Raw genomic sequence first — 14,607 nt, 5'->3', positions numbered from 1 at the left:
TCAATAAAAAGTTTACAATAGTTCCGCCAACTCCTCCAACCCGTTAACAGTAGCCACCTGGTCTTCATTCACTACGCCAAAACCATGGCTTATAAATACAAAAGGTACACCGGCTTTGGTTGCCGCGCTGTAGTCGCCCATGGTATCGCCCACATAAACCGGGGCTTTAAGGTCATGATCTTTTATTATATCCAGTATATTTTCGTTTTTGGGTTGATTTTTTGTGCCGTAGCACTGGTGCCCCTTAAAGTAATGCGCCAGGCCGCTTATTTTAAAAAACACCTCGATGTAACCGTTCTGGCAATTACTTACAATAAACAGCTTATAGTTGGCCGCCAGGTATTTCAATGCATCTTCCAGCCCGGGATAAAGCTCCCCGCCTTTTTCGTATAAAATTTCCAGCTCATATTTACCGGCAAGGGCTTTAAACTCCTCGCGCTGCTGTTCATTTAAATAAGGCAGCAGGGTTTCAAAAATAGCTTTGTAGGTCATCCCAGTTATGGAATGGATCATGGGTTGGGTAAAATCTTCTTTAATATAGTCAACCTGTTCTTTAGCGGTTTGCCAGGCCGTAACCACGTTTGCCGAGCTATCCCAAAGTGTACCGTCCAGATCAAAAATTATGCTGTCGTATTTGTTTTTCAGTGTAGTATTCATAGAGCCGCAAAGGTAGATATTTTATTTATCCCTACCTTTAAATTGAGTCTATTATTGGCGCGTTACTATGGCTACCTGCATTTCTTCCAGCTCTTTAGCCCGGGTGGCTTTATTCAAAAAAGCGGGCTTTAAACGGCTGATCCAATAGCGTTGAAAAGTTTTTAATTGCGTGAGCTTATAACCTTTAGCTGCGAGATCGTTTACCCTGTTACTGCCGGCATATAATACAAATTGCCCCTGCGGAAGTTGTTTAAGATCATCATTTACAATAGTTGTTACCGGCACATCGCTATAGAAGTTCATGGCCGATACGTAGGCATCATCAAACTGCACAACAGGCAGGTTTTGAGGGTTATGCTGATTAATCCAAACCGCGGCTTCGCTGGCTGATTGATAATGCAGCAATGATTTGTAAAATACCGTATTCAAATAAACATTAATAAAGAATGATACCAGGGCCGTACGCAAAACTATTTTAGCTATTGTATTGGATGAAATTGCCGGTGGTAAAAAAAACAAGCCTGCCAATAATATGACCAAACAGGTGCCAATAGCTATCGTAAATGTTTCGGGTTGATAGAAATAATGTAATACCCCAATAACTACCAATAGTACCCAGATAAGCACCGTTTGTACACCCCATATACCCTTAATGCTGCTTGTTTTTACCACATTATGCAAATATTGCGCTGTTATAATGGCGAAGAATGGGTACACAATATTTAAATAATGTGGTAACTGAAATTTCGATGCCGAAAACAGCAGGAAAGTCAGCAACGCTCCGCAGATGCAATACCACTCGGTGGCTCGGGTTTGCTTGCATCCCTTTTTGATGAATTGAAATATCGCCGCAAATAACAACAGCGACCAGGGTAAAAATGCCCAGAGCGTGGTATGTATAAAAAAGGTTGGGTCGCCATTGCCTTTGATGGGGCCGGTGTTGAAGAAACGACCAAACTGGCTGTCCCAGAAAAAGAAGCGGATACCGGATACATTGTGTTTATCAAATACCAGCTTCTCCGGATGCAGATCAAACTGCTGGTTGAGGCAATAAAGCTCTGGCAGGATAAAGATCAGCACCAGTAGAATACCAATTAGCCAGCGCAGGTTAAACAGTTGTTTCCATTGCCGGGTTATGACGAACTGGCCTGCTATAGCTCCGCCTATAGGGATGATGGCGAACATGCCCTTGGTCATGATGGCGCAGGCGGTAAAAAGACATCCCCATAGCAACTGCCAATAACTGTTTGTTGTGTGTGATTTGTATAAATGATAAACCGCAGCGATAATTAACCCGGTTAAATATGGCTCGGCGCGGACATCGTTGTTGGATAGTACAATATGCTGCGCGGTCAACAATATCAGTGTTGCCCATAAGCCTGTTTGTTTATTATACAACGCCTTACCAAACAGGTAGGTGTATCCTGAACCCATCAGCAAAAACAATATGGCCGGAAGCTTATAGGCCCAGGTTGTATAGCCGAATAATTTAAACGAAAGCGCCGCTATCCAAAACGGGAAATGCGGTTTATCCAGCCAATCCTTACCATACGCAAACAACTCAACAAAATTGTTACGTTGGGCCATTGTTTTGGCAATGGACGCATATAGTGTACCATCCGGGCCAGTTATGGGTACAAAAATGCCGCTAAAATTAACTAAAACAGCTATACCAATAAAAAGGTAAAGCCATTTTGCAGCAATTGCGGGGGTTTGGTTATCCATACAGGAAGTAAAGGTAAGCAGAGTTTTGTTATTGCCTGTTAATGAATTTTTATATTAAATTTATAAAGTCAACGCTTCCTAGGTTGGCCTAACCAATTATAGATATGATGAAAAAATTATTGAGTGCAGCAATTGCGCTATTACTAAGCCCGGTGCTGGTATTGGCCCAAACCGGTAAGGTATTTGATAACCTGACCGTATCCAGTAAAATATTAAAAAGCGAGCGCAAGTTTGCTATTTATTTACCACCCGATTATGAAACATCAAACCGCACCTATCCGGTGTTGTATTTACTGCATGGATCAGGCGATGACCAGACCGGTTGGGTACAATTTGGTGAGGTATTAAATATTACTGACAAGGCCATAAAAGATGGTATTGCCACCCCCATGATCATAGTAATGCCCGATGCCAATACCGGGCAGCGCGGCTATTTCAACAGCATGAAAGGCGACTGGAACTACGAAGATTTCTTTTTCCAGGAGCTCATTCCTTTTGTAGAAAAGAAATACCGGGTTAAAGTTGAAAAACGCTCCCGTGCTATTTCCGGCCTGTCAATGGGCGGCGGCGGCACCTTTATGTATGCCTTACACCATCCCGAAATGTTTTCATCTGCCTGCCCTTTAAGTGCGGCAGTTGGCCCTAACACTTTAGAGGATGCAAAGCGGGCATTATCGCGCAGCTTACCTAACGCCCCTGATTCGGTTGTAACCAATTACTATAATAAGTACAGCGCAATGGCATTAATTAACAACATGCCCGATGCCCAGAAAAAAGCGGTACGCTGGTATATTGAAGTAGGTGATGATGACCGCCTGAGCGAAGGAAATGCGTTGATACACATCGCTATGGCCAAAAAAGAGATCCCGCATGAATTCAGGATTGTTGACGGTGCCCATACCTGGACAGTATGGCGCGGCGCGCTGCCTAAAGTATTACAGTTTGTGAGTGACGCTTTTCATCAGTATTAGATAACCGTACACCTGTCGCGTAGACTCACCCGGTCTACGCTTCGCTTGACCACCCTCTCTTCGCTGCGCGGAAAGAGGGTTTTTTGTTTTTATTAATGAACAATTACCCTCTTTCCGCCAAAGGCGAAGAGAGGGTCGCGCTCGAAGAGTCGCGGGGTGAGTCGACGGCGCGCGTCCTTCGCAAGCGCTCTACTTATACCCCATCGCCTGCAGCTCAAACAGCTCGGCATAAATGCCGCCTTTGGCTAAAAGCTCTTCGTGGTTGCCTATTTCTTTTAGTTCGCCTTTTTCTAATACCAATATCCGGTCGGCCATGCGTACGGTGCTGAACCGGTGCGATATCAGTATGGCTGATTTTTCTTTGGTTAACTCTGCAAAGCGTTGAAACACCTGGTATTCGGCACGGGCATCTAAGGCTGATGTTGGTTCATCCAATATCAGTAGTTGGGCATCGCGCATATAGGCCCTGGCAAGGGCAACCTTTTGCCATTCGCCGCCCGATAAGTCGACACCATCAGCAAAGCGCTTACCCAGCTGTTGGTCATACCCGTTTGGTAATTTGGGAATCAATGATTCTGCCAGGCTTTGTTTGGCCGAGCGTTCAATTAATTCGCGGTTAGCTATTTGTTTAATGTTACCTACGGCTATGTTTTGTGCAAGGGTCATCTGGTAGCGCAAATAATCCTGGAAGATAACGCCTATGTTTAAACGCAGATCAAACAGGTCGTATTTACGCAGGTCTATGCCATCTAACAGGATCCGCCCCTCAGTAGGATCGTACAGGCGCGAAAGCAGTTTTACCAGTGTAGTTTTTCCGGCGCCGTTCTCGCCAACCAGCGCCAGCTTTTCGCCGGGGAACAAGGTAAAGTTAAGATGCCGGTTTGCCCAGCGTTCTGAGTTATGATATTTAAAACCGACATCCTCAAAAACAAAACCCTGCTGTATGGTTTTTGGGAATGGCAGCGGGTTTGCCGACTGAACTATTTTGGGCTCGATATCAAAAAACTCAAAGAAATCGCGCAGGTAAATGGCCCCTTGCGATACAGTACTAAACCTTGTCAGTATACCTTCCAATAACGATCGTAGTTGCCTGAATGATCCGGCCAAAAATGCCAGTGCGCCTATTGTAACCTTACCTTCAACCGTGCTGATGATTATAAAAACATAAGCCGTGTAATAGCCAATGCTACCCAGCATTGCAAAAAACGTCCCCCATACCGATCGCTGGATAGCCAGCTTTTTACTATCCTTATAAAAACTATCAGACAATTGCTTAAAGCGATCAATGATAAAGTCTGACAGGTCAAATGTCTTTATTTCTTTGGCGGTTTGATCGCTGGCACCTAAATAACGGATATAGTCAAGCTCCCTGCGTTCGGGCGTTTGGCCGCGGGTTAATAAATAACTGCGGTCGTTAAAATAAGATTCACCTATAAATGCCGGGATAATGGCAAACAGCAACAATACAATCAACCAGGGATTAAAGGCCATTAAGCCGGTAGCTAAAAAGGCCATGGTAATTACATCCTGCAGCTGGCTCATTATCTGGCCCAATAAAATGGTACGGCCCGTGGTTTGCTGGCGGGCGCGTTCCAGTTTATCATAAAATACAGAATCTTCAAACTGGTCAAGGTCCAGCGTTGCCGCATGGTTCATTATCTTTACCGAAGTATAGTTACCAAACCTGTCGCCCAGTAAACTTTCTATCAGCGTTATGGCACGGCTAAGGGCATCGGTAAATATGGCCAATGCAAACTCGGCGGCCACCAGTTTCCACAAATGGTGAATATCTCCCCCTTGCGTATGCCTCAGCTGGATCACCCCATCAATTATCAGCTTACCTATATACAACAGCGTCACCGGCATTGCCGACCTTACAATGCGCAGCACCAGGCTAATCATTAACATTAGCGGGTTGGTTTGCCACACCAGCTTAAAAAACGCCGGCAGGTTACGCAATGCCTGCAGGCGATCTTTGAAAGTTAAAGTTTCTTCAATTTTATTTACTTCGGGTCTGGCCATTATTTCTTTACCGTATTCAATAATCTATATCCTACCAACTCATCCCACCGCGCGGTAACCGGGCGATAGTACACCAATAGCTGGTAATCATTCTCTGTTTCAAAATGGGTACCTTCTATGGGGATATCATCAGGCTTGCCTGTGTTTTTATCAACCCAAATATATACATAGTCGTACACCCCTTGTTTTAAAAACAGGTCTGTAAAAAACCGGCCTTTAACAGGTTCGTATTCCAGTTTGCTCGTCGCGTCAATTTTATAGTCATTAAACTTACCTACAATGTAAGCTGTACCATCTTTATCAGTTTTATTTGCGGCTACGCTAAAATAAATATGCGCATAATCAGCATCACGGCGCGGTTCTGATCCTTCCTGGTTCAATATAAAAAAGTTGCCATCGTTATCATACTGGAACGAATAGCTGGCCTGGTTGCGCAGCGGATCGCCAAACAGTACAACTGTATTAGCCGTATCGCGATAGATCTGTCCTATCCTGTCTGATTTTAGCTTAAGACTACGTGTATCAAACCGCCTGAATTCATTCCTGCCGGGGAAATCATTGATGCTGACATCGTTATATACCAGCTGTGTTCCGCGTACATAAGTAGGCTTACTATTCCAGACACCTGTCGCGCTACGGGCATTTTGCATCAGCAGCACACGGATATCATTATTGGGGTTCTGCACATTAAAACCACCATAGTTTACCTGGAAATTTATTTTTTGATTGGTTTGCCTTAATGAAGGATCGGTAGACGGAACAATATCTGCAGCTACGCCTACTACCCTGTTACTCACAATATATAACCGGCGGGTAAAAACCATTTTTGATTTATCGCCATCTTCATAAACCTTTAATATGTAGTTGCCGGATATTTTTGGGATGATGGTTTGGTTGGGCAATTTTAACTCGTAGTGTGTATATTTTTGAATGGTGTTGGTAGAGTAGGCATAATCGGTCAACCTATCATCCTGGAAACCCTGCAGGTATTCTGACGGGGACAGATTAGATGAGTTCCACTTACTGTCGCAATGCTCAATAGTATAATAGTAGTTTCGGGTACCGCCGCGCAGATCGTCAAATGCCAGAAGCACCTGCTCGCCTGATTGTAAGGTAATTTGCGGGAAGGATGCTTGTTTTTTGGTATTGTAAAACTCTATGGTTTTAATGTGGGCATTGTATACGCTATCGGCGTAGGGCTGTTGGGCAAAGCTTTTTATGGCGATTATTGTAAATAGAATAAAAAGACCCTTTTTCATCTTACAATAATAATCAAAATTTTGTCCCCTCAGGGTCTCTCGCAGAGGACCCTGAGGTTGCACGTCACTCCTCAGGGTCCTTTACAAGAGACCCTGAGGGAACAGAAAAAAAGCCCCAACAAGTTTTAGCTTATTGAGGCTTTAAAATTATTATGTCACTGCTGCGAGCGTAGCGTGGCAATCGCGAACTTTGCAGCGTGCGATTGCCTCATTCCTCGCAATAACAGAAGGTTTCGGCTTACGCCTCCAACTCCATTATCTGTTCTGCCAAATCCTCCCATTGTTGCTGAACTTGTTTTAGCTCGGCTTGTTTTTGGGAATAGTTGGCATTGGTTTCTTTTAGCTTGGCGCCGTCATTATAGATCTTATCATCGGCTAATTTAGCTTCCAGCTCTTTAACCGTTTTTTCCAAAGAAGCTATTTTATCTTCCATATTGGTCAGGTCCTGGTTCAGCTTTTTTAATTGCTGATGTTTATTTTCTGATGGTTGTTGTTGCTTAACCGGTTCAGGCTTTTTCTCTTCTTTTTTAGGCGCAGGTGCTTCTACTTTCGGATCGATCTTACGCTTAGCGTTCCACTCATCATATTCGGCATACGTGCCCGGGTATTGTTTTATTTTCTGGTTTTCGATGAACCAGATCTTATTAGCTACGTTATCCAGGAAGTACCTATCGTGGGATACTACAATCACTGTACCTTCGTACTGTTGCAGTGCCTGGATTAAGATATTAACTGAAGCCATGTCAAGGTGATTGGTAGGCTCATCCAGTACCAGGAAGTTTGCATCGGCGGTTAACGCTTTTGCTAAAGCCACGCGCGATTTCTCGCCACCCGACAATACCTTGATCTTTTTAAACACATCATCACCGGTAAACAAGAACGATCCTAAAATCGAGCGCAGCTCGGTATCGGTATGTTTTGGTGCGAATGATTGCAGCTCCTGTAAGATTTGATGCTCAAGGTGCAGGCTTTCCAACTGGTGCTGTGCAAAAAATGTCTGGGTAACATTATGACCGGTAACGGCTGTGCCTTCAAATTCTTTATCAGCACCCGCTACAATACGCAGCAAGGTTGATTTACCTTTACCGTTTGCACCTATCAGCGCTATTTTATCGCCTTTTTCAATAATTGCTTCGGCATCATCCAAAATATCAATTGCAGGATATTTTTTGGTGATATGCTCCAAAGTAGATACGTGGCGGCCCGATTGCTTGCTGAACTTAAAGCTAAAGTTAACCTCAGGATTATCATCATCCACATCATCCACACGCTCCAGTTTATCCAGCATCTTGATACGCGACTGCGCCATTTTTGCTTTTGATGCCTTGGCGCGGAAACGCTCAATTAAACGCTCCTCTTGTTTTATTTTTGATTGCTGGTTTTTAAACTCGCCACGCTGAATTTCGGCACGCAGTGCTTTTTCTTCCAGGTAGAAAGTATAATTACCCGCGTAAACGTTCAATTTACCTTTGCGCGATTCAACCGTACGGTTGATCACTTTATCCAGGAACCACCTATCGTGCGATACGATAATGATAGCGCCGTTAAATGCCTTCAAATAATCTTCCAGCCATTGGATAGACGGTAAGTCTAAGTGGTTGGTAGGCTCATCCAGTAACAGTATATCAGGTGCCTGCAGAAGAATCTTAGCCAGCATTACCCGCATCCGCCATCCACCCGAGAAGGTGCTTAGCTTACGCTGGCAGTCAGCTTCGCTGAAACCAAGACCCGCTAAAATTTCGTGTGCTTTGTATTCGATGTTATAGCCGTCAAGCGCTTCAAACTCGTGCTGCTTGTCGCTTAGTTTATGTAGTAAGTCTTCGCTATAATCTGTTTCCAGCTTTTTTAACAAAACCTCTATCTCGTCATGCAGTTGATTTTGGCGCTCAAAAGCCTCCATAGCCACATGCACAATGTTTTTGTCGGACGAGTAGGACAACAGATCCTGGTTAAGGTAGCCCATGGTAAGGTCCTTAGCCATTGATATGGTGCCCGATGTAGGTTTATAGTCGCCTACAATAATTTTTAAAAGGGTAGTTTTCCCGGTACCGTTAGCACCGATTAGGCCTATTTTTTCACCGGGTTTAATATGCCAGTTGGCTTCATCATATAATGCCCTTGCACCTATCTCGAACGTAAGATTATTTATAGCGATCATTTGGCCGCAAAGATACGCTTTTTGAGGCGAAAGCTGAAAGGTAAAAGGCGAAAGGTTACATTCAATTCAGAATGGCTATTTACCATCTGATACCTTTTACCTTTCGCCTTTAACCTCCTATCCTTTTACCGCTTTCAACCAGGTCTCAGCCATTAATGCCGCGCCTGCAATTGACGGGTGCACGCCGTCGCCGGTCCAATAGGTTGGCGGGGCCAGGGTTATGGCTTTATCAAATGCTGCCTGGTAAGGTACAAATGGCGCATCGTATTCTTTAGCTATATCTTTGGCTGCTTTTTTAAACAGGTCGAATGTCGGGTACCAATCTTTAGTTACCGATTTTACATCTAACACGCCAAAGGGCTCGCAGATGATCAGTTTCACGTTCGGTAACTCAGCTTTGGTGCGGTCCAATAGTTTTTTATAGTCGGCAATGTAGTTCTCTATAGTGCCTTTGTAACCACCGCCAAGCGTATGCCAGTAATCGTTTACACCAATGTGGATGCTTAATACAGTTGGTTTAATAGCCAATGCATCAGCGTCCCAACGATCGGCCAATTGGTATACTTTGTTACCGCTAACACCTTTATTATAAATCTGCAGGTTCTTATCCGGGTTTTTTAATAACAACTGGCTGGCCGCCATAAATGCATAGCCATTACCCAACGCCCCGGTATTATTAGCCACAACAGCATTGCGGTTACCACGGCCCGAATCTGTAATCGAATCGCCCTGGAAAAGGATAATATCATCTTTTTCAATGCTTATTCTTTTAGAGATAGGCGCGGTAGCTAAGGCGGCCGAAACAATTTCGGGGATACTTATAGCCGCTAACGTGCCTATTGATGCGTTCCTGATAAAACGGCGACGGTTATTTGTAGATTGATCTTCCATAATTGGTATTAAGTTTTTGAAGCGCAACGGGTACTGCTGCGGTGGTTTATTTATGACGAACTAAAGTACAATATTCTTTTACAAATCAAAATATTAAACAAGTAACTTTGCTGCTATGTATTCGTTAATAAAGCCCTTACTATTTCAATTCGATCCGGAAAACATCCACTATTTTGTAACCCGAAATTTAAAGCGGCTTAACCGTTTCCCTGGCGGGGCAGCATTAAGCCGTGCCGTTTGGGACCTGAAGGATCATCGCCTTGAAAAAGAAGTGTTCGGCCTTAAATTTATTAACCCGGTTGGCCTGGCAGCGGGCTTTGATAAAAATGGCGAGGTGATAAGCGAGCTGGCAAATATGGGGTTCGGTTTTATTGAGGTGGGTACAGTTACTCCCCTGCCCCAGCCCGGCAACCCGAAGCCACGCATGTTTCGCGCCCCTGAAGATAAAGCGCTGATCAACCGCATGGGTTTTAATAATTTAGGGGTTGATGTTGTTGCAGAGCGCATTGCCGCTTACCGCAAAACGCAAGCGGCGGCCCAAAAAGGATTATTAATTGGAGGCAACATCGGCAAAAATAAAAACACGCCTAACGAAGACGCGGTAAGCGACTACATTAAATGTTTTGACCGCCTTTTTGATGTGGTGGATTATTTTGTGGTAAATGTAAGCTCGCCAAATACACCGGGCCTGCGCGAGCTACAGGAGAAAGAGCCGCTAATGCACTTATTAAACACGCTGAAGCAACGCAATAACAAAAACAATGTATTTAAGCCCATCCTGCTAAAGATAGCTCCAGACCTTACTAATGAGCAACTGGACGACATTGTTGAGATAGTGCAGCAAACCAAAATTGCAGGGGTAATAGCCACTAATACTACTATTGATAAATCATTGCTAACAAACCCAAAACTAAAAGAAGAAGCCGGCGGATTAAGCGGCGCACTATTAACTAAGCGGTCAACCGAGGTGATACGTTATGTGGCGGATAAATCAAACCGGTCGTTCCCGATTATTGGTGTCGGCGGGATCCATTCGGCCGAAGATGCCCTGGAGAAATTAGACGCGGGCGCATCATTAATACAATTGTATACAGGGTTTATTTATGAAGGGCCGGGATTGATTAAGCGAATTAACAAGAGGATATTGGAAATGTAATTTGTAGATACGCAATGCATTGTGTCTCTACAATGTGAAATATCCGGCACAAAAAAATCCCATCGGTTTTCACCAACAGGATCTTAAAAATCACAAATTCTTTTCAGAAATTAGTTATTTGCTGCAGCTGCTTTAGCTAAAACAATATTGTTTAAAGTTACCTGGCTTTTAGGTGACTCTGCAGAACGGCTTCCAGACTCAAGGTTGGTAGCATTCTTTAAAAACTGAACTTCTAATCTTGAGAAAGTCTTGTTTCTTCTATCTTTTCTTTTTAAACGTGTTACGCCCATGATGCTTTTATTTTTTAATATTTTTGTTAACCTTGAGGTCGGGAGCGGATTCGAACCGCTGTACGAGGTTTTGCAGACCTCTGCCTAGCCACTCGGCCACCCGACCAATTTTAAGGATTGCAAAAATAGTAATTATTTATTGCAAGCCAACATTTATTTAAGCTTATTTCTGTTTATTTCTGAACAAAATATAGCGGTGGCAATTGCTACGTTTAATGATTCGGCATTACCGGCGCGTGGTATGGTGATGGCTTTGGTTACTAACCGCTTCACTTCGTCACTTAAACCGTTGCCTTCGTTACCCATAACTATCAATCCTTCAGTACCGAAATTAGTGCTATAAATATTCTCACCATCCAGTAAAGCACCGTAAACCGGCAGTTTTGTTGCCGATAAAACCAAGGGAAGGTCAACATAATGTACATTCATCCGCGAAAGCGAGCCCATTGTTGCCTGTACTACTTTAGGGTTATACACCTCAACACAATCTTCAGAACAGATAATATTTTCTATCCCAAACCAGTCGGCCGTACGAATTATGGTGCCCATATTACCCGGATCCTGGATTCCATCTAACACTATTGCAAATTTTTTGTTAAGGGTAGTAGCATTTAAAAACGGCCATTGTGGTATTTTAATAACCGCAATAACATCGGGCGGGGTTTTTAAAGCACTTATTTTTTCAATTATAGCAGATGAAATCTCTAAACAGTTCGTTTTCTGCGATAATTTGAGCATTTTTGGGGCAACGGCCTGGGTATGGTAAACGGTTTCTACCTGGTAAGCAGAATTAATAAATTCTGATACCGATTTGTAGCCTTCAACTAAAAACAAGCCATGCTCCCTACGAAATTTTTTGTGTTGTAAGGACTGTAATAAACTAATATTTGATTTTGAAAGCATATAAAAGCATAAATAGATACCGTATTGCAATATTAAGTATTTTGCTGCTCTTTATAGGCTCGGGTTGCAGTTTAACGCGCGGATTAAAAGGTAACGAATCGTTGGTGCGCAAGGTTACTATTAAGGGTATGGACAAAGAGTTTAGCGAACTGGCGTTAAACTATGTAGATAAACAGCAACAACCCAACAACCTGGTTAACCTGGAGCTTTATTATATCTTTAATAAAAAAGGCAAAAAAAATATTGGCGAGCCACCAGCTATTTTGGATAGCAACCTGGTTGAGTTTTCGCGTGTTCAGATCGAAAAATTCATCCAGAGTAAAGGCTATCTAAAAGCTAAGGTAAGTGATACCATAATTATCAAAAAGAAAAAAGCCCAACTGATTTTCACTACTACTCAGGGGCCAATGTTTAGGATCCGTAAAATTGCCGACAGTATCCCCGACAGAACTGTGCGCAATTTGTACCGGGCAAACCGTCCTGTATTTTCGCATTTGCAGCCTGGCGGGCGTTTTGATACGGATAGTTTAGCTTTTGACCGTGACGCATTTTACCAGGTGATGAAACGCAACGGCTATTATGAATTTTATCGCCAGTACATCAATTTTGCTTACGACTCGACCTATAACAGCAGCGTGGTTGATCTGACCCTGATCATAGATAACCCGGCCGACAGGCCCTCGCATCCTACCTTTAGCATTAATAATACATTAATAACGATATCTACTGCAGGCGGGCGTACAACCGGCGTAGCCGATACAACGGTGGTCGATTCGCAGTTTACCTTTGTTGATTACTCGCATAGGTTTAAGCCGCATCCGGTGGTTGACTATATCTTTCAAACCAAAGGCGACCTGTATAATTCTGATATGCAAACCATCACTACATCCCGCCTGTCAGAGTTAAACGTTTTCCGTAATGTGCCCAATCCAACCTACATCAAAACTGCCGATAGTACCAACCGGCTAAATACTGTTATAAGCATGATCCCGCTCAAGCAGATGTCGGACCGTGTAGAGGGCGAGTTTTTATTTAGCGGTGGGCGGTATGGTTATAATATAGGTAATACGTTTACCAATCGTAACATGTTTAAACAGGCGGTTACCCTGCAGGTAAAGTTAAACATGAGTATATTGTATGATAACGGCCGCAATTCTATTAACGGCAGTGGTGTTGAGAATCAGGATTTTAAAGTAGGCGCAAGCCTGATATACCCCTGGATAGTCACGCCTTTTAACCTTGCTAAACCCGGCAAATATGGGGTGCCTCATACTACATTTTCTTCCAACTACTCCTTATATTTTCAAAAAGGATTGGTTGAACGAACGAGTTTAGTAAATTCTGTAACCTATGATTTCCTGGAACAGGCTAACAAGGTACATAGCATAACACCTATTGATATTGAATTTTCAAAAGGCACGCTTGATCCGGTTGCAAAGGAACAACTGTTGAAAGCCAATCGCCTTTCATACGTGTTTTTAATAGGGCGTACCGTTTTTACTACCGGTAGCCAGTATACTTATCAGGTAAACGGCAACCAGTTAAATAATTATAAAGACTTTACTTATTTCAGGGGATCGCTTGATGTTGGTGGTAATATGTTGTCGGCAGTAACCAATGCTTTTAATACTGAAAAAGATAGTGAAGGGAAACGCACACTTTTTGGCTATAGTTTTTACCAATATACCAAATTTGAGATTGACCTGCGCTTATACCGTAGTTTTGGCGGCGAGCGCCAGTTTATTTTCCGCGTCAATCCCGGATTAGGGGTGCCGTATGGAAACAGCAGCCTGCTTATATTTGAGAAAAACTTTTATGCCGGTGGTGCTAATGATATGCGCGCCTGGCTACCACGTACTTTAGGGCCGGGGCAATTTAACAGGGCGACAACCTACGGCCCTGCCGGGACAGATGCAGCGCCTACAATAGGCGATACTTTGCGTACGCGATTGAAATATATTGACCAGTTTGGCGAGATAAAGCTGATTACCAATGCCGAATACCGCTTTAAAGTGGCCAACAACTTTTTTGGGGCAAAACTAAAAGGCGCCCTGTTTATGGATGCCGGTAACGTTTGGCGGTTACATAAGCAGCCTGATAACCCTAATGGCGAATTCAGGTTTAACAATATATTAAACTCTTCGGCAATGGATATTGGGGCGGGTTTACGGTTTGATGTGAGCTTCTTTGTATTCAGGCTTGATGCAGCCTTTAAGTTTAAGGACCCGCAATTTAACGGCTCAGAACAATGGGTGTTGGTTAAGCACGCCAACGAGCTGTTTCATGATGGGGCCTTCAAATCCCGGTTCTACAACGAAAACCGCGAAAGCTATAATTTTATGCAGTTAAACTTTGGTATCGGGATGCCGTTTTAGGTCGGAGATTAGTTAACTAGAGGTCAGGCCGGTCATAATAAAATAAAAAAGGCGATGAGTATTGAAACTCATCGCCTTTTTGGTAACTTGTATAGCTAAAGACTCCTCTAATCTCTAATCTCTAATCTCTAATCTCTAATCTCTAATCTCTAATCTCTAATCTCTAATCTCTAATCTCTAATCTCTAATCTCTAATCTCT

The 14,607-nt window shown here is 43.3% G+C and carries 11 protein-coding genes and 1 tRNA gene; 3 read left to right on the top strand and 9 right to left on the bottom strand.

From position 1 onward, the window contains the following. Window positions 1-12: 12 nt before the first annotated feature. Both ABIB50_RS11640 and ABIB50_RS11635 read right to left on the bottom strand, forming a co-directional pair. Window positions 13-657 (bottom strand): HAD family hydrolase, encoded by a 645-nt coding sequence (locus ABIB50_RS11640; RefSeq protein ID WP_429379895.1) that lies wholly within the window; start codon window positions 655-657, stop codon window positions 13-15. 51 nt (window positions 658-708) lie between these two features. After that, on the bottom strand, window positions 709-2,382 hold the full coding sequence (locus ABIB50_RS11635) for an ArnT family glycosyltransferase (RefSeq protein ID WP_429379894.1): 1,674 nt from the start codon (window positions 2,380-2,382) through the stop codon (window positions 709-711). Between the two features lie 104 nt (window positions 2,383-2,486). Here ABIB50_RS11635 and ABIB50_RS11630 point away from each other — a divergent pair, with 104 nt between their 5' ends. Next, window positions 2,487-3,353, top strand: coding sequence for an alpha/beta hydrolase (locus ABIB50_RS11630; RefSeq protein WP_429379893.1), 867 nt, complete (start codon window positions 2,487-2,489; stop codon window positions 3,351-3,353). Between the two features lie 189 nt (window positions 3,354-3,542). Here the strand turns inward: ABIB50_RS11630 and ABIB50_RS11625 are convergent, their stop codons facing one another. The 4 genes from ABIB50_RS11625 to ABIB50_RS11610 all read right to left on the bottom strand — a co-directional run bounded on the left by ABIB50_RS11625 (window position 3,543) and on the right by ABIB50_RS11610 (window position 9,683). Next, window positions 3,543-5,375, bottom strand: a complete 1,833-nt coding sequence (locus tag ABIB50_RS11625; RefSeq protein ID WP_429379892.1) for an ABC transporter ATP-binding protein — start codon at window positions 5,373-5,375, stop codon at window positions 3,543-3,545. Continuing rightward, the gene (locus ABIB50_RS11620; RefSeq protein WP_429379891.1) at window positions 5,375-6,634 is read right to left on the bottom strand and encodes a DUF5103 domain-containing protein; all 1,260 of its coding nucleotides are present in this window, start codon (window positions 6,632-6,634) and stop codon (window positions 5,375-5,377) included. Before ABIB50_RS11620 ends, ABIB50_RS11625 begins: the two co-directional genes overlap by 1 nt. A 238-nt stretch (window positions 6,635-6,872) precedes the next feature. Then, window positions 6,873-8,792 (bottom strand): ABC-F family ATP-binding cassette domain-containing protein, encoded by a 1,920-nt coding sequence (locus ABIB50_RS11615; protein ID WP_429379890.1) that lies wholly within the window; start codon window positions 8,790-8,792, stop codon window positions 6,873-6,875. A 117-nt stretch (window positions 8,793-8,909) separates the two neighbouring features. Next, entirely contained in the window at window positions 8,910-9,683 is a 774-nt protein-coding gene (locus tag ABIB50_RS11610; RefSeq protein ID WP_429379889.1) for an SGNH/GDSL hydrolase family protein, read from the bottom strand. Between the two features lie 115 nt (window positions 9,684-9,798). Here ABIB50_RS11610 and ABIB50_RS11605 point away from each other — a divergent pair, with 115 nt between their 5' ends. Beyond that, complete coding sequence (locus tag ABIB50_RS11605) at window positions 9,799-10,839, top strand: quinone-dependent dihydroorotate dehydrogenase (protein ID WP_429379888.1); 1,041 nt, start codon at window positions 9,799-9,801, stop codon at window positions 10,837-10,839. Between the two features lie 110 nt (window positions 10,840-10,949). Here the strand turns inward: ABIB50_RS11605 and ABIB50_RS11600 are convergent, their stop codons facing one another. From ABIB50_RS11600 to ABIB50_RS11590, 3 genes are all read right to left on the bottom strand, one after another. Next, window positions 10,950-11,129 carry a spore protein gene (locus ABIB50_RS11600; RefSeq protein ID WP_429379887.1) on the bottom strand — a complete coding sequence of 60 codons (180 nt, stop codon included), beginning with the start codon at window positions 11,127-11,129 and terminating at the stop codon, window positions 10,950-10,952. Window positions 11,130-11,164: 35 nt separating this feature from the next. After that, a tRNA-Cys gene (locus tag ABIB50_RS11595) sits at window positions 11,165-11,235 on the bottom strand. Window positions 11,236-11,282: 47 nt separating this feature from the next. Next, on the bottom strand, window positions 11,283-12,032 hold the full coding sequence (locus ABIB50_RS11590; protein ID WP_429379886.1) for a TrmH family RNA methyltransferase: 750 nt from the start codon (window positions 12,030-12,032) through the stop codon (window positions 11,283-11,285). Here ABIB50_RS11590 and ABIB50_RS11585 point away from each other — a divergent pair. Then, a complete protein-coding gene (locus ABIB50_RS11585) occupies window positions 12,023-14,407 on the top strand; it encodes a BamA/TamA family outer membrane protein (protein WP_429379885.1) in 2,385 nt (794 codons plus the stop codon). The two genes, ABIB50_RS11590 and ABIB50_RS11585, sit on opposite strands and share 10 nt — an antisense overlap. Window positions 14,408-14,607: the final 200 nt, after the last annotated feature.

The sequence above is a fragment of the Mucilaginibacter sp. UYCu711 genome (assembly GCF_050433825.1).
Classification (GTDB): domain Bacteria; phylum Bacteroidota; class Bacteroidia; order Sphingobacteriales; family Sphingobacteriaceae; genus Mucilaginibacter.
This window is presented reverse-complemented; position numbering and strand designations above follow the sequence as displayed.

Bases quoted from the DNA above. Each gene is read 5' to 3' on its own strand.
- ABIB50_RS11640 (WP_429379895.1), bottom strand. From the start codon at position 657: ATGAATACTACACTGAAAAACAAATACGACAGCATAATTTTTGATCTG.
- ABIB50_RS11635 (WP_429379894.1), bottom strand. From the start codon at position 2,382: ATGGATAACCAAACCCCCGCAATTGCTGCAAAATGGCTTTACCTTTTT.
- ABIB50_RS11630 (WP_429379893.1), top strand. From the start codon at position 2,487: ATGATGAAAAAATTATTGAGTGCAGCAATTGCGCTATTACTAAGCCCG.
- ABIB50_RS11625 (WP_429379892.1), bottom strand. From the start codon at position 5,375: ATGGCCAGACCCGAAGTAAATAAAATTGAAGAAACTTTAACTTTCAAA.
- ABIB50_RS11620 (WP_429379891.1), bottom strand. From the start codon at position 6,634: ATGAAAAAGGGTCTTTTTATTCTATTTACAATAATCGCCATAAAAAGC.
- ABIB50_RS11615 (WP_429379890.1), bottom strand. From the start codon at position 8,792: ATGATCGCTATAAATAATCTTACGTTCGAGATAGGTGCAAGGGCATTA.
- ABIB50_RS11610 (WP_429379889.1), bottom strand. From the start codon at position 9,683: ATGGAAGATCAATCTACAAATAACCGTCGCCGTTTTATCAGGAACGCA.
- ABIB50_RS11605 (WP_429379888.1), top strand. From the start codon at position 9,799: ATGTATTCGTTAATAAAGCCCTTACTATTTCAATTCGATCCGGAAAAC.
- ABIB50_RS11600 (WP_429379887.1), bottom strand. From the start codon at position 11,129: ATGGGCGTAACACGTTTAAAAAGAAAAGATAGAAGAAACAAGACTTTC.
- ABIB50_RS11590 (WP_429379886.1), bottom strand. From the start codon at position 12,032: ATGCTTTCAAAATCAAATATTAGTTTATTACAGTCCTTACAACACAAA.